This window comes from Azospirillum sp. B506 (genome assembly GCF_000333595.1).
GTDB lineage: Bacteria > Pseudomonadota > Alphaproteobacteria > Azospirillales > Azospirillaceae > Azospirillum.
This window is the reverse complement of the sequence record NZ_BADK01000774.1, coordinates 1-20,389: the sequence shown is the minus strand read 5'-3', so window position 1 is coordinate 20,389 and position 20,389 is coordinate 1. Positions and strand designations below refer to the sequence as shown.

General features: G+C 66.7%; 18 protein-coding genes. 13 read left to right on the top strand and 5 right to left on the bottom strand.

What is annotated here, in order from left to right; genetic code table 11:
* The 4 genes from leuS to I71_RS24300 all read left to right on the top strand — a co-directional run.
* Positions 1-2,391, top strand: a 2,391-nt coding sequence (gene leuS / locus I71_RS24315; protein WP_042699655.1) for a leucine--tRNA ligase, incomplete at its 5' end; no start/stop codon positions are given.
* A gap of 52 nt (positions 2,392-2,443) precedes the next feature.
* A complete protein-coding gene (locus tag I71_RS24310) occupies positions 2,444-2,950 on the top strand; it encodes an LPS assembly lipoprotein LptE (RefSeq protein WP_042699653.1) in 507 nt (168 codons plus the stop codon).
* Positions 2,951-2,968: 18 nt separating this feature from the next.
* Complete coding sequence (holA, locus tag I71_RS24305; protein WP_042699650.1) at positions 2,969-3,994, top strand: DNA polymerase III subunit delta; 1,026 nt, start codon at positions 2,969-2,971, stop codon at positions 3,992-3,994.
* A gap of 49 nt (positions 3,995-4,043) precedes the next feature.
* A complete protein-coding gene (locus I71_RS24300; protein ID WP_042699648.1) occupies positions 4,044-4,571 on the top strand; it encodes a tryptophan-rich sensory protein in 528 nt (175 codons plus the stop codon).
* Positions 4,572-4,580: 9 nt separating this feature from the next.
* On the opposite strand, the gene I71_RS24295 is transcribed toward I71_RS24300, so the two are convergent.
* Complete coding sequence (locus I71_RS24295) at positions 4,581-5,618, bottom strand: lysine-2,3-aminomutase-like protein (protein WP_042699644.1); 1,038 nt, start codon at positions 5,616-5,618, stop codon at positions 4,581-4,583.
* A 66-nt stretch (positions 5,619-5,684) separates the two neighbouring features.
* Between I71_RS24295 and I71_RS24290 the strand changes: the two genes are divergently transcribed.
* The 3 genes from I71_RS24290 (at position 5,685) to irrA (ending at position 8,753) form a co-directional block, all read left to right on the top strand.
* Positions 5,685-6,431 carry a glycerophosphodiester phosphodiesterase family protein gene (locus I71_RS24290; RefSeq protein ID WP_042699641.1) on the top strand — a complete coding sequence of 249 codons (747 nt, stop codon included), beginning with the start codon at positions 5,685-5,687 and terminating at the stop codon, positions 6,429-6,431.
* A 252-nt stretch (positions 6,432-6,683) separates the two neighbouring features.
* Positions 6,684-8,081, top strand: coding sequence for a nitronate monooxygenase family protein (locus tag I71_RS24285; protein ID WP_042699637.1), 1,398 nt, complete (start codon positions 6,684-6,686; stop codon positions 8,079-8,081).
* Positions 8,082-8,327: 246 nt separating this feature from the next.
* Entirely contained in the window at positions 8,328-8,753 is a 426-nt protein-coding gene (gene irrA / locus I71_RS24280) for an iron response transcriptional regulator IrrA (RefSeq protein ID WP_083897378.1), read from the top strand.
* A 13-nt stretch (positions 8,754-8,766) separates the two neighbouring features.
* Here the strand turns inward: irrA and I71_RS24275 are convergent, their stop codons facing one another.
* Positions 8,767-9,009 (bottom strand): hypothetical protein, encoded by a 243-nt coding sequence (locus I71_RS24275; RefSeq protein ID WP_042699634.1) that lies wholly within the window; start codon positions 9,007-9,009, stop codon positions 8,767-8,769.
* Complete coding sequence (locus tag I71_RS24270; protein ID WP_042699632.1) at positions 9,006-9,248, bottom strand: hypothetical protein; 243 nt, start codon at positions 9,246-9,248, stop codon at positions 9,006-9,008. The genes I71_RS24275 and I71_RS24270 overlap by 4 nt, the downstream gene beginning before the upstream one ends.
* Before the next feature lie 307 nt (positions 9,249-9,555).
* Here I71_RS24270 and I71_RS24265 point away from each other — a divergent pair, with 307 nt between their 5' ends.
* Together I71_RS24265 and I71_RS24260 are read left to right on the top strand one after the other, a co-directional pair.
* The gene (locus I71_RS24265; RefSeq protein ID WP_042699629.1) at positions 9,556-11,595 is read left to right on the top strand and encodes an ATP-binding protein; all 2,040 of its coding nucleotides are present in this window, start codon (positions 9,556-9,558) and stop codon (positions 11,593-11,595) included.
* Between the two features lie 37 nt (positions 11,596-11,632).
* Complete coding sequence (locus I71_RS24260; RefSeq protein WP_042699626.1) at positions 11,633-11,854, top strand: hypothetical protein; 222 nt, start codon at positions 11,633-11,635, stop codon at positions 11,852-11,854.
* Positions 11,855-11,915: 61 nt separating this feature from the next.
* Here the strand turns inward: I71_RS24260 and I71_RS24255 are convergent, their stop codons facing one another.
* On the bottom strand, positions 11,916-13,586 hold the full coding sequence (locus I71_RS24255; protein ID WP_042699623.1) for a cation acetate symporter: 1,671 nt from the start codon (positions 13,584-13,586) through the stop codon (positions 11,916-11,918).
* On the bottom strand, positions 13,583-13,906 hold the full coding sequence (locus tag I71_RS24250) for a DUF485 domain-containing protein (RefSeq protein ID WP_042699621.1): 324 nt from the start codon (positions 13,904-13,906) through the stop codon (positions 13,583-13,585). Before I71_RS24250 ends, I71_RS24255 begins: the two co-directional genes overlap by 4 nt.
* 217 nt (positions 13,907-14,123) lie before the next feature.
* Here I71_RS24250 and I71_RS24245 point away from each other — a divergent pair, with 217 nt between their 5' ends.
* The 4 genes from I71_RS24245 to I71_RS24230 all read left to right on the top strand — a co-directional run.
* Entirely contained in the window at positions 14,124-16,925 is a 2,802-nt protein-coding gene (locus I71_RS24245; protein ID WP_042699617.1) for a cache domain-containing protein, read from the top strand.
* Positions 16,926-16,989: 64 nt separating this feature from the next.
* On the top strand, positions 16,990-17,712 hold the full coding sequence (locus I71_RS24240; protein ID WP_042699614.1) for a response regulator transcription factor: 723 nt from the start codon (positions 16,990-16,992) through the stop codon (positions 17,710-17,712).
* Between the two features lie 156 nt (positions 17,713-17,868).
* Entirely contained in the window at positions 17,869-19,524 is a 1,656-nt protein-coding gene (locus tag I71_RS24235; protein ID WP_042699612.1) for an acyl-CoA synthetase, read from the top strand.
* Positions 19,525-19,666: 142 nt separating this feature from the next.
* Positions 19,667-20,389: electron transfer flavoprotein subunit beta/FixA family protein (locus I71_RS24230; RefSeq protein WP_042699608.1), on the top strand; the 723-nt coding region annotated here is incomplete at its 3' end.

The following is a 20,389-nucleotide window of genomic DNA, read 5'->3' as shown; positions in this document are numbered from 1 at the left end:
ATCGCGCGCTTCAAGCGCGCCAAGGGCTTCAACGTCCTGCACCCGATGGGTTGGGACGCCTTCGGCCTGCCGGCCGAGAACGCCGCGCTGGAGAAAAAGGTCCATCCCGCCGCCTGGACGCGCGAGAACATCGCGACCATGCGCGGGCAGTTGAAGACGATGGGCCTGTCCATCGACTGGGACCGCGAGATCGCCACCTGCGATGTGGAGTATTACCGCCACGAGCAGAAGATGTTCCTGGACTTCCTGAAGGCGGGCTTGGCCTACCGCAAGGAATCCTGGGTGAACTGGGATCCGGTGGACAACACCGTTCTCGCCAACGAGCAGGTGATCGACGGCCGCGGCTGGCGTACCGGCGCGTTGGTGGAAAAGCGCAAGCTGTCGCAGTGGTTCCTGAAGATCACCGCCTATGCCGAAGACCTGCTGAAGGGCCTGGAGACGCTGGACCGCTGGCCCGAGCGTGTCCGCATCATGCAGGAGAACTGGATCGGCAAGTCCACCGGCGTCCGCTTCCGCTTCAAGATCAAGGGGCGTGAGGACGAGCTGGAGGTCTTCACCACCCGGCCCGACACGCTGTTCGGTGCCTCCTTCGCCGCGATCTCCCCGAATCACCCGCTGGCCGCCGAGCTGGCTGCGTCCAGCCCGCAACTGGCCGAGTTCATCGCCGAGTGCAACCGGCTGGGCACCAGCGAAGAGGCGATCGAGACGGCGGAGAAGCGCGGCTTCGACACCGGTCTGACGGTCGTGCATCCCTTCGATCCGTCCTGGGAGCTGCCGGTCTATGTCGCCAACTTCGTGCTGATGGAATATGGCACGGGCGCGATCTTCGCCTGCCCTGCGCATGACCAGCGCGACCTGGATTTCGCCCGCAAGTACGGCCTGCCGGTCCGCCCGGTGGTGATCCCGGCCGATGCCGATCCGGCGGCCTTCGAGGTCGGGACCGAGGCCTATACCGGCCCCGGCGTGCTGCGGAACTCCGCCTTCCTCGACGGACTCGAGACCGAGTCGGCGAAGGAGGAGGCCGGCAAGCGGCTGGAGGCGACCGGCCAGGGCGAGCGCACCACCCAGTACCGCCTGCGTGACTGGGGCGTGTCGCGCCAGCGCTATTGGGGGTGTCCGATCCCGGTCGTCCATTGCGAGTCGTGCGGCATCGTTCCGGTTCCGGACGAGCAGCTGCCGGTCGTGCTGCCGGAGGACGTGACCTTCGACAAGCCCGGCAACCCGCTGGACCACCATCCGACCTGGAAGCACACCAGCTGCCCGACCTGCGGCAAGCCGGCGCTGCGCGAGACGGACACCTTCGACACCTTCATCGAGTCGTCCTGGTATTTCGCCCGCTTCTGCTCGCCGAAGACGGAGGATGCGGCCTTCACCCGCGAGGCGGTCGATTACTGGCTGGGCGTCGACCAGTATATCGGCGGCATCGAGCATGCGGTCCTGCACCTGCTCTACAGCCGCTTCTGGACGCGCGCGCTCAAGACCTGCGGCTACCTGAACCTGGACGAGCCCTTCACCGGCCTGTTCACCCAGGGCATGGTCAACCACGAGACCTACAAGGACGCCGGGACCGGCGCCTGGCTGGCCCCGACCGACCTGACGAAGAACGACAGGGGCGAATGGGTCCGGGCCGACAGCGGCGCGCCGGTCAATGTCGGCCGCGTCGAGAAGATGTCGAAGTCCAAGAAGAACGTGGTGGATCCGGCGCACATCATCGGCACCTATGGCGCCGACGCCGCCCGCCTGTTCATGTTGTCGGACAGCCCGCCGGAGCGCGACCTGGAATGGACCGAGGCTGGCATCGACGGCGCCTGGCGCTACATCAACCGCCTGTGGCGGATGGTCACCGAGGCGCCGGTGGAGCTGCCCGCCGCCGGCTCGCCGAAGCCGGAGTCGTTCGGTTCTAAGGCCGAGGCCGCCCGCCGTCTGGTTCACAAGACCATCGCCGGCGTGTCCGACGATCTCGACAAGTTCCGCTTCAACAAGGCGGTCGCCCGCGTCCGCGAGCTGTCCAACGCGTTGGGCGAACTGGACGGCAAGGGCGAGGGCGAGGCCTGGGTGCTGCGCGAAGGGTTCGAGTCGGTGGTCCGCCTCGTCGGTCCGATGATGCCGCATCTGGGCGAGGAGCTGTGGGCGCAGTTGGGGCACTCCACCCTGCTGGCCGACCAGTCCTGGCCGGAGGCCGATCCCACCCTGGTGGTGGAGGACAGCGTCAAGGTCGCGGTCCAGGTCAACGGCAAGCTGCGCGCCACTTTGGAACTGCCGCGCGACATGGACAAGGATGCGGCGGAGCAGGCGGCGCTTGCCGATGCCAACGTTCAGCGCGCCATGGACGGTAAGCCGGCCCGCAAGGTCATCGTCGTCCCGAACCGGGTGATCAATGTCGTCGTCTGATCCCAGATCGATCCGCCGGAGCCCGCTCCGTCAGCCCCCATTCCGTCAAGCCATGGCGCGGGGGCTGTTCGCCCTCGCGCTCGGTTTGTCCGCCGTGTCCCTGTCGGGCTGCGGGTTCCAGCCGCTCTATGGCGGCAAGGGTGTTGGGGCCGCCGCATCGGACAGGCTGATGGAAGTCGACATCGCGTCGATCCCGGACCGGGAAGGGCAGAAGCTCCGCAATCTGCTGATCGACAAGTTCTATCCGTCGGAACGGCCGAGCAGCCCGCGCTACCGGCTGGACGTGTCGCTGTCGGCGTCGGAACAGAAGCTCGCCCTGCAGAAGGACGCCACCGCGGTGCGCGCCCAACTGCTGGTCAACGCCCCCTACCGCTTGACCGACACCCAGACCGGTCAGGTGGTGTTCCAGTCCAACTCGCGTTCGATGATCAGCTACAACACGTTGGAGCAACATTACGCGGCCATCGTGACGGTGCAGAACGCCTATGATCGGGCGCTCGCCGACATTTCCAACGACATCACCACCCGTGTCGCCATGTTTCTCGGCCGCGGGTCCTGACCGGCCGGGGATGAACGGGTGAAGCTCCAGCCCAAGGCGATCGACGGTTTTCTGCGCAGCCCGGACCGCAAGGTTCGGGCGGTGCTGCTTTATGGCCCCGACTCGGGGCTCGTCCGCGACCGTGCCCAGACACTGGGCAAGACGGTGGTGCCGGATCTGTCCGATCCCTTCCGCGTCGCCGAGTTCCTGGGCCGCGCCCTGGCCGACGATCCGGCGCGGCTGGTGGACGAGGCGGCGGCGATCTCCTTCACCGGTGGCCGGCGCCTGATCCGCGTCCGTGACGCGGAGGACAACATCACCGGTGCCTTCACCGCCTTCCTGGAAAACCTGCCGCCGGGCGACAGCCTCGTGGTGGTCGAGTCGGGCGATCTGTCGGCCCGCTCCAAGCTGCGGCTCCTGTTCGAGAACGCTGACGCCGCCGCCGCCATCCCCTGCTATGTCGAGGAGGAGGCGTCACTTGGCCGCGTCATCGCGGACATCCTGCAGGGCCATGGGCTGACCGCCGATGCCGATGTGCTGAGCTTCCTGGCCGCCAACCTCGTCGGCGACCGCATGGTGGCGCGCGGCGAGGCGGAGAAGCTGGCGCTCTATATGGGCGGAGAGAAGCGGGTTCGGCTGGAGGATGCCCAGGCCTGCATCGGCGACAGTGCCGCCTTGTCGATGGACGAGCCGGTGTGGGCGGCGGCGGAGGGCGACTTTGCCACGCTCGACCGTTCTCTGGCGCGGCTGTTCGCCGAGGGCACCTCGCCGGTGCCGATCCTGCGTGGTGCCCAGCGCCATTTCCAGCGCCTGCAGCTGCTCACCGCCCAGGTCGCGGCCGGCAAGTCGCCGGAGGCCGCCGTCGAGTCGCTGCGCCCGCCGGTCTTTTTCAAGCTGAAGACCCGGCTGGTCAAACAGGCTCGCCACTGGTCGGCCAACCATGTCCGGCAGGCGCTGGAGCGGCTGGTGGATGCCGAGGCCGACTGCAAGCGCACCAACATGCCTGACGAAACCCTGTGTGCCCGTGTCCTGTTCCAGCTCGCTTCGCTCGGGGCACGGCGCTGAAAACGGGCGCTGACTTGACCATAGGGGCCTGCGTTCTATCTGGCGGGGCATGAGCGACGCCGCAAACACCGCGCCACCGCCCGCCCCCTTCCGGGTGCGCTGGTGGCAACCCCTGCTGTTCTGGGTCATCGTCAACGCCTGGGGATTCGTCGAACGCGGCGGGCAGCCCTTCGCCGGGCACCAGCCGTCGCCGTTGCAGCCGCCGGGCTGGGTGTTTCCGGTGATGTGGTTCACGCTGAACGTCTTCCAGATCTGGGGCGACATCCGCCTGATCGACCCGGCGCGGCGCATCCGCGACCGTGGCCTGCTGATCGGGTTCCAGGCGGTGACCTGGGTGATCTACGCCACCTTCAGCCTCGTCTATTTCACCTTCGGCAGTTCGATCCTCGCCGCTCTCTGGACGGTCTCCTTCTTCGTGATCACCTCGGCTTGCATCGTGCTGGTGGCCCGGGACGACCGCGGCATCGCGCTGATCTGGACGCCGCTGATCCTATGGACCGGATTTGCCTCGGTGGTCGGTATCCACAACGCGCTCATCAACCCCGACCCGCTGTTCGGCACGCCGGCCCTGTGGTGAGGCCTGCGCCTACCCCCGGTAGTCGTGAACCCGGCCGGTGAAATCGGTCACGCGGTAGGCACCCTCACCCTGTTCCTCGATCCAGGCCGGAGCGGCCGGGGCCTTGCCGTGGCCGCCGGGAATGTCGAGGACATAGGTGGGCTGGCACAGGCCGGACAGCTTTCCGCGCAGGCCGGTCACCAGCGCCTGCCCCTCCGCAAGTGTCGGACGGAAATGGCTGGTACCGGCGGCAAGGTCGGGATGATGCAGGTAATAAGGCTTTACCCGATTGCGCACCATGCCGCGGAACAGGGCCTCCAGCGTCGCATGGCTGTCGTTGATGCCCTTCAGCAGCACGGCCTGCCCGACGAGCGGAATGCCGGCCTCCACCAACCTGGCGAGCGCCGCCCGCACCGGCGGGGTCAGCTCGTCGGCATGGTTGATGTGGACGGCGACCCAGGTGGCGAGATCGGGGGCGGTCAGCGCCTCCACCAGTTCCGGCGTGACGCGGTCGGGATCGGCGGCGGGGATGCGGCTGTGCAGGCGGACCACGCCGACATGCGGCATGGCCGACAGCGCCTGGACGATGCCGCGCAGCCGGCGCGGCGACAGCAGCAGGGGATCGCCGCCGGTGATCACCACCTCCCAAATCTCCTCATGCTCGCGGATGTAGGCCAGGGCGGCGTCCAACTCGTCGGCGGTCAGCGCCTCGCCGCCCGGACCGACCATCTCGCGTCGGAAACAGAAGCGGCAATAGACGGCGCAGGCATGCAGCGGCTTCAGCAGCACCCGGTCGGGATAGCGGTGGACGATCCCCTTCACCGGGCTGCGCGCCAAGTCCCCGATGGGATCCTCCCGCTCCTCCGGCGTGCTGTACGCCTCGGCGGGGGAGGGGACATACTGGGCATAGAGGGGATCCTGCGGATCCGTGCGTCCGGCCAGCGTTTCGCGCAGATACGGGGTCAGCGCCACGGCATAGCGGTCGGCGACCGTGCGCACGGCATCGCCGGCCTCCGGCGTCATCAGCCCGGCGGCCACCAGATCGGAAACGCTGTGCAGGGCCTTCATCGCTCTTTCCCGCTTCGACGGAATGGGTCATGTAGGAAAGCGACCGCTCTTACTCCTGCGAGACCCATGCTGTCGACTCTTCCCCGCCTGATCGGCCATCGCGGCGCCAAGGAAAGCGCCCCGGAAAACACCCTCGCCTCGATCCGCGAAGCCGCCCGCCAGGGTGCCCGCTGGGTGGAGGTGGATGTCATGCTGACCCGCGACCAGCGGCCGGTGCTGATCCATGACGATACGCTGGACCGCACCACCACCGGCACCGGCGCCGTTCCGCTTCTCGATCTGGCACAGTTGCAGCAGCTCGATGCCGGGCGCTGGTTCGACGCCGCCTTCGTCGGCGAACGGGTGCCGACGCTGGAGGAGGCGGTGGCGCTGGTTCATGAATTGGGCCTGGGCCTGAACCTGGAGATCAAGCCCTATCCGGGGCAGGAGGAGATCACCGCGGAGGTGGCGCTGAACACGCTGCGGCCGCTGTGGTCGTCCGACCGGCCGCTTCTGCTCTCCAGCTTCGAGGTGCCCTGCCTGGAAGTCGCGCAGCGGCTGTGGCCGGAAATCCCGCGCGGATACCTGCTGTGGGATCCGCCGGCCGACTGGGCAGCCATCGCCGACCGCATCGGGGCAGCGACGCTGAATGTCCACCAGGATCGCCAGACGGCCGACAGCGTGGCGGAGTACCGCGCCACCGGGCGGCCGGTTCTGGCCTACACCGTCAACGACGCGGAGCGCGCCCGGACGCTGTTCGGCTGGGGCGTGTCGGCGGTCTTCACCGACGCGCCGGGCCGGCTGGCCGCCGAATTGGGGCCGGCTGCCCGATAGGGAACCTGACGATCCGATGGAGGACCGGTCGACACGCTGACGCTTCCGTTCGCGACTGCGGCAATTCGTGAACGTTTTTTGCGCGAGGGGATGAATCCGCTCGTAGGGCGGGCCAATTCCTCATATATAGAACCGCAATGGCGATCCCGCCGGAACCCACGCGGATTCCGGCGGAGCTTTTCGTCGTCTGGTTGTCCGCCGCTTTTGATCCGGCGTCCCGCAGGGCGCCACGTACGGTCTTTGGAGGGTTCGTTGAAGGCGTTGAAGCCGTTGCAGATGTCCGGCCGGGAGGTTTTGCCGCTCGTCGAGGGTGGCAAGGGTATTGCCGTATCGAACGGCGAAAGCTCCGGCGCCTGGGCGGCAGCCGGTGGGATTGGCACCTTCTCGGGTGTCAACGCCGACAGCTACGATGAGAACGGCAACCTTCTGCCGCAGATCTACAAGGGCAAGACCCGGCGCGAGCGTCATGACGAGCTGATCGCCTTCGGCATCCAGGGTGGCATCGCCCAGGCGCGTATCGCGCACGAGGCGTCGAACGGCAATGGTCGCATCCACATGAACGTCCTGTGGGAGATGGGCGGGGCCGAGCACATCCTGCACGGTGTGCTGGAGGGATCCCAGGGCCTGATCCACGGTGTCACCTGCGGCGCCGGCATGCCCTACAAGGTCGCCGAGATCGCGGTGAGCTACGGCGTCCATTACTACCCGATCGTGTCGTCGGCCCGTGCCTTCCGCGCACTATGGCTGCGCGCCTACCACAAGTTCCGCGACCATCTCGGCGGCGTGGTGTACGAGGATCCGTGGCTGGCCGGCGGGCACAACGGCCTGTCCAACTCCGAAGATCCGCAGAAGCCGGAGGATCCCTTCCCCCGCGTCCTGGCCCTGCGCCAGATGATGAACAGCTTCGGGCTGAACGACACCCCCATCGTGATGGCAGGTGGCGTCTGGTGGCTGTCGGAGTGGGAGGACTGGATCGACAACCCCGACCTGGGGCCGGTCGCCTTCCAGTTCGGTACCCGTCCGCTGCTGACCCAGGAAAGCCCGATCTCGATGGCGTGGAAGCGCAAGCTTGTGGCGCTGCAGCCGGGCGACGTCTTCCTGAACCGCTTCTCCCCCACCGGCTTCTATTCGTCGGCGGTGAAGAACCCGTTCCTGCTGGACCTGATGGCCCGGTCCGAGCGCCAGGTCGCCTATCTGTCCAAGCCGGTGGGCGAGCATTCGGCCGAATTCCCGGTCGGTCCGCGCGGCCGTCCGGTCTATGTGACCGACAGCGACAAGCAGCGCGCCGAAGGATGGCTGTCCCAGGGCTTCACCACCGCCCTGAAGACGCCGGACAGCACGCTGGTCTTCGTAACGCCGGAGCAGTCGGAAAAGATCCTGCGCGATCAGGTGGATTGCATGGGCTGCCTGTCGGCCTGCGGCTTCTCCAACTGGGCGCAGAACGAGGAAGGCTCGACGGGCAAACGCGCCGACCCGCGCTCCTTCTGCATCCAGAAGACCCTCCAGGCGGTCAGCCACACCGATGACTGCGAAAACCAGCTGATGTTCGCGGGGCATAATGCCTACCGCTTCGCCAGCGATCCCTATTACAATGATGGCTTCATTCCCACGGTGAAGCAGCTGGTCGAACGGATTGCCACCGGTTACTGACCGGTCACGGCCTTCCGAACCAGCGGCCGTTCAATAAGGAGGGCCGTCGACGGGAAGCCGTCGGCGGCCTTTGCATTTTCGTGGCTTTGAAGCTGCCTCATCGGCGCCCTGATTGACGTCGCTGCGACAATGGCTTGCCTGGCCTTTCCGAATGGTTTTACAGTTGAACGGACTGCGGCCCATTGCCGCGGCTCCATGTCGGACAGCATGTCCGAATCTGAATTCGACAGTACGGGTGCCTTGCCCATGATGACCGCCGAACGCCCTTTCAAGCGAGCCCTGGACCGGCTGAACAGCGCCGGACTGCGCCCGACCCGCCAGCGGCTTGGCCTCGCCCGGATGCTGTTCGAAGGCTGCGATCGGCATGTCACGGCGGAGCAGCTGCATGGCGAGGCACTGGCCGCCGACCTGCGGGTGTCGCTGGCGACCGTCTACAACACGCTGAACCAGTTCACCGCCGCCGGGCTTATGCGCGAGGTGGTGGTGGAGGCGGGCAAGTCCTATTTCGACACCAACACCAGCGACCACCACCATTTTTTCGTCGAGTCCACAGGCCGGCTGGAGGACATCCCAGCCGACCGGCTGACGGTGCAGAACCTGCCGGCAGCCCCCGCTGGCACTCGCATCGCCCGCGTCGACGTGATCGTCCGTCTGGTCGAGGACGAGGTCTGACGCTGATCCGTGCTCACTCCCCGTCGGGCGCCGAGGCTGGCAGCGGGGCGGGCTTGCGGTCGACGAAGGGCCAGCGGATGAAGGCGAAGACCCAGACCGCCAGGACATTGATGTAGGGGAACAGCAGAAGCAGGATCCACAGCGGACTGCGCCCGGCCTTGGCCAGAACCCAGCCGCCGGCGATCAGCATGTACATCGTGACGATCGAGCCGATCAGCAGTTCCCAGAAGCCGAGATGGATCACGGTCTCCGTCATGCCGTCCTCCGTGCCTTGACCTTGCGCGTCTGGCGGGCCGGCAGAACCGGCCAGCGGCTGTGCGCCATCACGCCGATGGGCACCACATGCCCGAGCGGCACCAGAGAGAACAGGGCCCACAGCGGCGAGAAGCCGGCCCGGCGCAGGATGCGCACCATCGGCCAGACGATGGCGATCTGGAACAGCATCAGCCCCAGCAGCGGCCCCTGAAACAGGCTGTCGATGAAATCCTGCAGCATGCCGGTCCGGACCCTCCTCCACGTCGTTGCCGGGCAGAGAAGCGCGGGCGGGCGGCTTTGTCGAGCCAAACTTTTCCTGCTTTCGGCCGCCGTGCGCCGCATTCCCGGTCCTGCCGGGATCAGGGGTGCGCAAACGTGAAAATACCCGCTCCGGCATGGTACAGTTGGGAGCGTCCGGCCATCCAGGCCCGGCGCTTTTCCAGACTCCAGTGGCGGCGGACCATTTCCTTTGACGGATTTCTCCGAAGCGGACGGCGGCGCGCATGGGACATGGCGTCGCTTATCGTCCCTGACGCCGGTTGCCGCGATGCGCATCGGTCTGCTTGTGGCAGTCATTGCCGGCTTCTGGCTGGTCGCCTACGCCGACCTTGAGCGTGCGCGCGACCGCGCGATCCAGGACGGGCTGCGCCAGACCGCCAACCTGTCGATATTGCTGGAGGAGGATGCCCGCCGCGTCATGGTCGTGGCCGGCTACTCTCTTCATGCGGCGGCGACGAGTGGGAGCATTCCCGCCCATCTGCTGGCGGAAACGGCCTGGGCGCCTGTCGCCAAGGCCGGACCGGGGCAGGCATTGCGATCTCTGTTGATCGTGGAGCGGGATGGGCGGGTGCGTCAGGCGGTCGGCCTCGACACACGGGTGTCGCTCGCTGGAACCCCGCTGGGCGAGGCGGTGGGCGGCGGTGTGGCCGCCTTCGTCGGGCCGTATGAGGATGGGGCCGGTGGCTGGCGCGCGGCCATGGTGCGACCGCTGGCGGATGGCGATGGCATGGCGGTGGCGGTGATCGATCTCGATCGTTTCTCCCGGCTTTTTGCCAGCCAGGACATCGGACCGCGCAGTATCATCCTGTTCTATGGCGAGGATGGGGTGGTCCTGGCCTACTCACGGCGCGGAGTGCCACTGGACAGGGACCGGTCCGCCTTCGTGCGGTTCCTGCCCCGCCTGCCGGCCGACGAGGCCGCGCGGACGCTGTCCGGTTTCGATCCGTCGGAGGGGCGCGAGCGGATCGGAACCGTCCGCCGTCTGACGGGACTGCCCTTCTATATCTATGTCCGCATCCGGGCCGACGACGTGCTGGCCGGCTGGTACAACGACCGCTGGAAGCGCATCCTGGAAACCGCTGCGGTCTCGGTGGTGATGACGCTGCTGGCCCTGCTGGCGTTGCGGCAACTCGGTCGCCTTGAGACGACCACGCAGGCCCTGTGCGAGAGCGAACGCCGCTCGCAGGCGCTGTTCGACAGCAGTTTCCAGATCATGGGGTTGCTGTCGCCAGACGGCCGGGTGCTGGCGCTGAATCGGCCTGCCTGCGCCCTGGCCGGTCTGCCATCCGAAGCGCTGGTCGGGCGCCGGGCCTGGGAATTCCGCGGCTGGGCCCGTACGGAGGAGCTGGCGGCAGGATTCCGCAAATCCATCGAAAAGGCGGCGTCCGGGCGCTTCGTCCGCTACGAGACCGATGTGGTTACCGATGGCGTCACCCGCGTGATGGATGTGACGATCAAGCCGGTCTACGACGACCGGGGCATGGTCACCGTGCTGGTGGTCGAGGCGCGCGACATCACCGAACGGGTCGAGGCTGCCGAACGGCTTGCCACGGCTCTCGATCAGGCCGAGGCCGCCAACCGTGCCAAGAGCGCCTTCCTGGCGACCATGAGCCACGAACTGCGCACGCCGCTGAACGCCATCATCGGCTTTTCCGACATCATGCTGCACGAGCTGTTCGGTCCGCTGGGCAGCCCGCGCTACCGCGACTATGCCCGCCATGTGCAGAACAGCGGTCGTCACCTGCTCGACCTCATCAACGACGTTCTCGACATGTCGAAGCTGGAGGCCGGGCGCTACACGCTGGATGAAAGCTGGCTTGAGCCCGCCGACGCCATCGAGACCTGCCGGGCGCTGGCAGCGGTTCCTGCGGATGCCGGCGGGGTGACGCTGGCCGTTGAATGCGCCCCCGACCTGCCCACGCTTCTGGCCGACGAGCGCGCCTTGCGGCAAGTGCTGTTGAACCTGCTGTCGAACGCGGTGAAATTCACCCCGCGCGGCGGCCGGGTGACGGTGAGCGCCCTGCAAGAGGCCGATGGCGGGATTGTCATCGCCGTGCGCGACACCGGCATCGGCATCCCGGCCGACGCGCTGGCCCGCATCCTGGAACCCTTCCAGCAGGCCGACAGCAGCATTCCCGGGCGTTTCGGCGGCACTGGGCTTGGCCTGTCGATCTGCCGTGACCTGATGGGCCTGCATGGCGGCAGCCTGTCCATCGAGAGCGAACCGGACCGTGGAACCATCGTCACCATCCGCTTTCCCGCCTGCCGGACCGGCCGACCGGTTGCGGCGGGCGGGGTGTCGGCGTAAGCCTGTCGGCGGTCAATACCATCGAAGGGCGGACGAGATGATCGGAAATGATGGAAAGCCGGTGTCCAAGGAGGAACTGCGCAAGCATGTCGCCGCCTATAACGGCCAGTCCCGCGGCTCCAAGGAGTTCGCGGCGATCCCACGCGCGCTGGTGACCGTCCTGGACGGGTTGAAGCCGGGCAGGACCGGCTACGTCAAATGCTTGGATGGGCAGGTTCAGCTGTCGCGCCGCAAGGACAACAGCGTCTCGGCCGGCTGACAAAGGGCAAGCGCCCCTCTCCGGAGTGGGGAAGGGCGCTTTCGGTTCCGCTGTCGGGCTGTCAGTGCTTGGCCGCTGCGGCGGCACCGATGCCGGTCTGGGATCGGACGAACTGGTCGTCGAAGGCTTCGCGCTCGGCACGGGCGGACGCGCTGCTGTCCAGCTTCGACACGATGATGGTGACGATGAAGGCCAGCGTCATCGAGAACAGGGCGGGCTGTTCGTAGGGGAAGATGGGCGCCGGGTTGTTCAGCACCACGACCCAGACGGCGTTGGACAGGATCACCAGCGTCACTGCGGAGATCAGGCCGGCGATGCCGCCCGCCAGCGCGCCGCGGGTGGTCAGCCCCTTCCAGTACATCGACAGGATCAGCACCGGGAAGTTCACCGATGCCGCCACACCGAAGGTCAGTCCGACCAGGAAGGCGACGTTCTGCTTTTCGAAGGCGATGCCCAGCACGACCGCCAGCACGCCCAGCACCAGCGAGGCGATCTTGGAGACGCGCATCTCCTCGCGCTCCGTCGCCTCACCCTTGCGGATGACTCGGGCATAGAGGTCGTGGGCGATGGCGGACGCACCGGCCAGCGCCAGACCCGACACCACCGCCAGAATGGTGGCGAAGGCGACCGCCGACAGGAAGCCGAGGAACAGGTCGCCACCCAGCGCCTTGGCCAGATGCATCACCGGCATATTGCCGCCGCCGATCAGCTTGCCACCGACCTTGCCGCCTTCGAAGAACTGCGGGTCGGTGCCGACGATGGTGATCGCCGCCATGCCCAGCACGCAGACGATCAGGAAGAAGAAGCCGATGAAGCCGGAGGCGTAGAAGACCGACTTGCGGGCCTCGCGCGCGTTGGGAACGGTGAAGAAGCGCATCATGATGTGCGGCAGGGCGGCGGTGCCGAACAGCAGGCCCAGCGACAGTGATACCGCCGAGACCGGGTCGGCCAGCAGCGTTCCCGGCCCCATGATCTTCACGCCGTCCTTGTGCGAGGCGATGGCGCTCTTGGCGATGGCCTCCAGGCTGAAGCCGAAGCGCGACAGTGCCAGGAAGGCCAGCAGCACGCCGCCGCCCAGAAGCAGCACTGCCTTGATGATCTGCACCCAGGTGGTGGCGATCATGCCGCCGAAGGTGACATAGACCACCATCAGCACGCCGACCACGACCACCGCGACATTGTAGTCCAGCCCGAACAGCAGCTTGATCAGCTGGCCGGCGCCGACCATCTGGACGATCAGGTAGAAGCACACCACCGTCAGCGAGCCGATGGCAGCGAAGGTGCGGATCTTGCCCTGATCGAGCCGGTATGAGGCGATGTCGGCGAAGGTGAAGTGGCCGAGGTTGCGCAGTCGCTCGGCCAGCAGGAACAGGATGATCGGCCAGCCGACGAAGAAGCTGATGGTGTAGACGAAGCCGTCATAGCCCTTGGCGAACACCAGGCTCGACAGGCCCAGCAGCGTCGCCGCCGACATGTAGTCGCCGGCGATGGCCAGACCGTTCTGGAAACCGGTGATGCCTCCGCCCGCGGTGTAGAAATCCGAGGTGGAGCGTGTGCGGCTTGCCGCCCAATAGGTGATGCCCAGCGTCATCACCACGAAGGCGATGAACATGCCGATGGCCGACAGGTTGACCGGCTGCTTTTCCAACTGCCCGACATCGCCGGCGGCCAGCGCCGGCAGGGCGAACAGGGTGGCGACGGTGGCCGCGAGGAGGATCCGGCGGGCGGTCATTGCAGCGTCTCCCGCGTGATCTCGTCGGTCAGGTCCTGGAAGCGGCCGTTGGCGAAATGGGAATAGACGCCGGTCAGCAGCCAGGACAGGATGATGATCGCGGCCCCGATCGGGAAGCCGACGCTCAGCGACGACTCGTTGGACATCGGCTGGTGCAGCAGGCCGGGCGCGAAAGCGACCACCATCATGAAGGCGTAGTAACCGACCAGCACGATGGCCGACAGGACCAGGGCCAGCCGGCTGCGCTGGCGCACCAGCTCGTGGAATTTGGGGTTTCGGCGAACCCTCTCGTAGACGGGAGTGTTGGCGGGAGAGTGCATGTTTCCTCCAGACGCTGAACGTCCTTGGTTTGCCCTGAAGGGCTTATGGTTTTCCGGCTAACAAAACACTGTTTCGCAAATTTCCCGGAAATATGACGAATTGTTTCAACGCCATTTGGGCAATAATCTCACCGATTCGCGTTGAGCCGCGGCGGCGAAGCTGGGATGATGGCAGTGCTTTCCCCAACGCCCCGCATCCCGCCGCCCCATTCGGAAAATGATCCGCTCGCCCCTGTTCCTCCGGCTGTTCTCGGCGATTCTGATCTCGCTCGGGCTGTTCTCCGCGGCGGCCTATGTCTTCTCGGTCCCTTTCATCGAGGAGAAGGCGTACGAGATCGAACGCGACGCCAGCCGAACCATCCTCGACAACGTGTTCGAGCTGGTCAGCCGCATCCGCGGCGGGCTGGAGGAGCAGCGGGTGGCCACGGTCGATTCCTACAAGACCCGGCTGCGCGACGTGCTGGACTTGGCAGTCGGCTACATCGAGCATGTCTACGCCCGTGCCGACCGCGGCGAGATCACGATGGAGGAGGCGCGGCGGGCGGCGATGGAGGGATTGCACGCCTTCCGCTACGGCAATGGCGACTATGTCTGGGCCATCGGCTACGATTCGGTGATCCTGTCGCATCCGTCGCCCGATTATCAAGGGCGCAAGGCCGACGACCTGCGCGACAATCTGGGCCGTCATATCCTGCCCACCATCGTCGCTACGGCCAAGCGCGAGGGGGAGGGGTTCCAGACCTATCCCTGGTGGCGGCCGAACGGCGACGAACGGGCGCCGAAGCTCAGCTTCTTCAAGGATCTGCCCAGGCGCGGCGTCATCGTCGGCACCGGCGCCTATCTGGCCGATGTCGATGCCGAGGTGGAGCGGCGCAAGGCCGAAGCCATCGAGGATCTGCGCCAAGCCCTGCGCAAGCTGCGGATCGCCCGCACCGGCTATCTCTACATCTTCGATGCGGCGAACCGGATGATCATCCACCCGAATTCCAACATTGAGGGCACCGCTTTCGGTGATCGGCTGAATTCGGCCACCGGCAATTCCATCGCCGAGGATCTGAAAGTCGCCGCGGCAAAGGGGGAGCCGCTGACCTACCTGTGGGACAAGCCTGACGACCCCGGCAACTATGCCTATGAGAAGATCAGCTGGGTCCGGCATTTCGAGGGGTTCGACTGGTACATCGCCTCATCGGTCTATGTGGACGAGCTGCGGCGGTCGTCGGTGGTGCTGGGCAACCGCATCCTTGCCATCGGCATGGCGCTGATGGCGGCCGGCAGCCTGCTGGGCTACATCGCCGTCGGAAAGCTGGTCCGGCCGCTGCGCCGGCTGGCCGAGACCGCCGTGCAGGTGCGGGCCGGCGATCTCGGCGCCCAGAGCGGCATCCGCCGCGGCGACGAGATCGGATTGCTGGCTTCCGCCTTCGACGGCATGGTCCGGCAACTGCGCGACACCGTCTCCACGCTGGACAGCCGCGTGCGCGACCGCACCGCCGCGCTGGCCGAAGCGGAGACCCGGCAGCGTGTGATCCTGGACGCCATCCCTGCCTGCATCGCCGGACTGGACCGTGACGGCCGGCTGACCTTCGCCAACCTGCGCTGGGCGGACCTGGTCGGGCGCGACAAGGCCGAGGTGATCGGCCGTGATCTGGCGGCGGTCGTCGGGCGGCGGGCGATGGCGGCGCTGCGCTCCCCTCTCGACCGCTGCCTGTCGGGCGAGGTGGTGACCTTCGAATACGCCTTCCCGCGCAACGGCCGCGACATGGTGACCAAGACCACGCTGATCCCGCATCGTGGCGAGGCGCACGGTGAGTGCGGAGGGGAGGAGGGCGCCGTCACCGGGCTGTTCGTGCTGACGCTGGACATCACCGACGAGAAGCAGACCGAACGCCAGCTGGTGGAGGCGCAGCGGCTGAAAGCGGTTGGTCAACTGTCCGGCGGGCTTGCGCACGACTTCAACAACCTTCTGTCGATCATCATCGGCAACCTGTCGGCGGCGCGCGACCGCTACGCGGCGGTCGAGGGGCTGGACGCCTATCTGGAGCCGGCCCAGCGCGCCGGCCGCCGCGGCGCCGACATCACCGCCCGCCTGCTCGCCTTCTCCCGCCAACAGCCGCTGAAACCGGAACCGATTGAACTGTGCGGCCTGCTGCGCGACATGGCGGTGCTGCTGCGCCGGTCATTCCCCAGCTCCATCGCCATCGGCGTGCCGGAGGAAGGACGGGATTGCTGGACCATTGCCGACCAGACCCAACTGGAGAATGCGCTGGTCAACCTCGCCATCAACGGGCGCGATGCCATGCCCGGCGGCGGACGGCTCGACATCGCGGTCGGCATCCGCAAGCTGGAGGACGATCAGTCCTTCGACGAGCCGGTCCGGCCAGACGATTATCTGGAAATCCGCGTCACCGACAGCGGCACCGGCTTCACGGCGGAGGCGCTTGCCCGCGCGGTGGAGCCCTTCTTCACGACGAAGGCCCTGGGATCCGGATTGGGGCTGTCGATGGTCTACGGCTTCGTCAAGCAGTCCCGCGGTTATCTGCGCATCGACAGCCGGCCGGGGCAGGGGACCTGCGTCACCCTGCTGCTGCCGCGTGCAGAACCGGTGCCCCGCCTGCAGGAGGCCGAAACGGCGACGGCCGAGCCGCAGCCCGGAGGCTGGTCCGGTCAACTGGCGCTGGTGGCGGAGGACAATGACGATGTCCGGCAGGTGATGCGCCAGCAGCTGGTCGATCTCGGCTTCTCGGTGGTGGAGGCGGCGAGCGGCGACGAGGCGGCGGAACTGGTGGAGCAGATCGACGGGCTGTCGCTGCTGGTCTCCGACATCGTCATGCCCGGCCTGTCGGGAGTGGAGCTGGCGCGGCGAGCCCGACTGCTGCGGCCGGCGATGCGGGTGGTTCTGGTCAGCGGATTCGCTGTCGAGTATGGCGACGTCCCCGCCGATGCCGTCATACTGCGCAAGCCATGGGACAAGCGGGAGCTGGTGGCGGCCATCGGCCACGCTGCCGAACCCGCGCCGGCCTGATAGGATCGGGCCAACAGAACGCACCTGGAAAAAGCAGGGCGACGAGTGCCGAGGGGAAACGCGCGTGGGACAGAAGAAGCGCATCTATGTGATCGAGGACGAAGCCGACATCCGGCGGCTGGTGACGGAGGTGCTGGAAGGCTACGGCTATGAGGTGACCGGCTGGGCCAGCGGGCGGGAGGCGCGGATGGCGATCCAGCGTCAGGCCCCCGACCTTTGTCTGGTCGATCTCGGACTGCCGGACATGGACGGGCTGACCCTGGTGCGCGAGCTGTGGGAGGATGTGCGGTTCGGCGTCATCATACTGTCCGGACGGGGCGGCACCTCGGATCGGGTGCTGGGGCTGGAGCTTGGCGCCGACGACTATATCGTGAAGCCGTTCGAGCCGCGGGAGCTGGTTGCCCGTGTCAACAGCGCCGTCCGCCGCCGCGAACAGCTGGCCGGTGCCACCGCCGCTGCGGAAACCGCGCGGGCGCGCTTCGGCCCCTGGGTCTTCGATCTCGGCAACCTGACGCTGACCGCCGACGACGGCCGGCAGGAAAGCCTGACCGCGGCGGAAGCCTCGCTGCTGCTGATGCTGTTGAAGGCACCGAAGCGCGTGCTGTCGCGCGAGCATCTGCAGGGACCCGACCAGGATCGCGACGATTTTCCCTACGACCGCAGCATCGACGTCCGCATCTCGCGCATCCGCAAGAAGATCGAGGAGGATCCGCGTACGCCGCGGCTGATCAAGACGGTCTATGGCGCCGGCTATCTGTTCGCTGGCGATGTGAGCTGGTTGCGTTGAAAGTGGCACCTCCGCTGCGTTCGCACCGCAACACCCTCAATAACAATTGGTCATAATCCGGAGAAAGTTACGCAAAGCTGATCTGGTACAGGCTGTTTCAACACCGCCGCGCCCGATGTCGGCGCGCAACAAAGAACCTTTGGGGAGAACGGTCCGATGAGTGCATCTGCCGCCGCCGCAGTCGAAGTCTGTGCCAATCCGTATGAGCGCGACCTCGACCGCAACGCCGCCAATTTCGTCGCCCTGACGCCGCTGACCTTCCTGGAGCGCGCCGCGTCCGTTTGGCCCGACCGGCTCGCCGTCGTCCATGGCCAGGTCCGCCGGACCTGGGCGGAGACCTTTGTCCGTGTGCGCAGTCTGGCCGCGGCGCTTGCAAATCTGGGGATCGGCACCGGCGACACCGTCGCCATGCTGGCCGCCAACACGCCGGAATTGTTCGAAGCGCATTTCGGTGTGCCGCTGGCCGGTGCCGTGCTGAACGCCGTCAACACCCGCCTGGACGCCGAGGCCATCGCCTTCATCCTGAAGCATGGCGAGGCGAAGATCCTGATCGTAGACCGCGAATTCTCCGGTGTCGCGAAGAAGGCGCTGGCCCTGCTCGACGCGCCGATCCCGGTGGTGGACATCGACGATCCGACCTACAGCGGCGGCGAGCTGATCGGCGACCGAGACTATGAGGCCTTCATCAGCGACGTCGGCACTGAATATCCCTGGAGCCTGCCGGCCGACGAATGGCAGGCCATCGCGCTGAACTACACCTCCGGCACAACCGGCAACCCGAAGGGCGTCGTCTACCATCATCGCGGCGCCTACCTGAACGCGGTGTCGAACGCGCTGTCCTGGAACATGGGCGACGCGCCCGTGTATCTGTGGACGCTGCCGATGTTCCACTGCAATGGCTGGTGCTTCCCCTGGACCATCGCGGTGACCGCCGGCACCGCCGTCTGCCTGCGTCAGGTCCGGCCCGACGCCGTGTTGACGCTGATCCGCGAGGAGCGGGTGACCAACTTCTGCGGCGCCCCCATCGTCCTGAACATGCTGAACAACGCCCCGGCCGAGCTGAAGCAGGGCATCGGGCAGAAGGTGAAGGTGATGGTTGCCGGCGCCGCTCCGCCCGCCGCCGTCATCGCCGGGATGGAGCGCATGGGTTGGGAAGTCACCCATGTCTATGGCCTCACCGAATGCTACGGCCCGACCGTGGTCTGCGTCTGGCATGACCGCTGGGACGGGCTGTCGCTGGACGAGAAGGCGGCGATCAAGGCCCGTCAGGGCGTGCGCGGCCCGATGCTGGAGGCGGTGATCGTCGCCGATCCCTTCACGCTGGAGCCGGTGCCGAAGGATGGCCGTAGCATGGGTGAGATCATGATGCGCGGCAACAACGTCATGAAGGGTTATCTGAAGAACCCCAAGGCGACCGAAGAGGCTTTCGCCGGAGGCTGGTTCCACACCGGTGACCTCGCCGTCTGGCATGAAGACGGCTATGTCGAGATCAAGGACCGCTCGAAGGACATCATCATCTCCGGCGGCGAGAACATTTCGTCCATCGAGGTGGAGGATGTCCTTTACAAGCATCCCGAGGTGCTGGAGGCCGCCGTCGTCGCCCGCCATGACGAGAAGTGGGGTGAGACGCCCTGCGCCTTTGTCACCCTGAAGGATGGCGCCACCGCGACCGAAGCCGACATCATCGCCTTCTGCCGGTCGCATATGGCCCACTTCAAGTGCCCGCGCACGGTGGTGTTCGGTCCGTTGCCGAAGACCTCGACCGGCAAGATCCAGAAATACGTCCTGCGCAAGCAGACCGAGGGTCTGTAAGGGGCGGGGCGCATCGCCCTCTCCCTGACCCTTTCCTGCATGTCGGCCAAAGCGCCCGCTCTTTCCCCCGTCTGATGGAGGAGAGAGCGGAGCAACGCCCTCCCATGCCTGCACGCCGCCCATTTCAAAAGGGACCTGCGCCATGAAGATCCTCTGCGCCGTGAAGCGCGTCGTCGACTACAATGTCAAGATCCGGGTGAAGACCGACCAGTCCGGGGTCGAGACGTCGAACGTGAAGTTCTCGATGAACCCCTTCGACGAGATCGCCGTCGAAGAGGCGGTACGTCTCAAAGAAGCCGGCACGGCGACCGAGATCGTGGCGGTCTCCATCGGCCCGGCCCAGGCACAGGAAACGCTGCGCACCGCTCTCGCCATGGGGGCCGACCGCGCCATTCTGGTGCAGACCGACGTGACGGCCGAACCGCTGGCCGTCGCCAAGGTTCTCAAGGCGCTCGTCGAGAAGGAGGCGCCGGGCCTCGTCATCCTCGGCAAACAGGCCATCGACGACGATTGCAACCAGACCGGCCAGATGCTCGCCGCCCTGCTGGGCTGGGGCCAGGGCACCTTCGCCTCGAAGGTCGCTCCGACGGGCGATGCCGTCGCGGTGACCCGCGAGATCGACGGCGGACTTGAGGTCGTTTCGTTGAAGCTGCCGGCGGTGGTCACCGCCGACCTGCGCCTCAATGAGCCACGTTATGCGAGCCTGCCCAACATCATGAAGGCCAAGAAGAAGCCGCTGGAGACGGTCACGCCTGACAGCCTGGGCGTCGATGTCACGCCGCGTCTGAAAACGGTGAAGGAGAGGGAGCCGCCGAAGCGCCAGGCCGGCATCAAGGTGCCTGAAGGCGCCATGCTGGTCGACAAG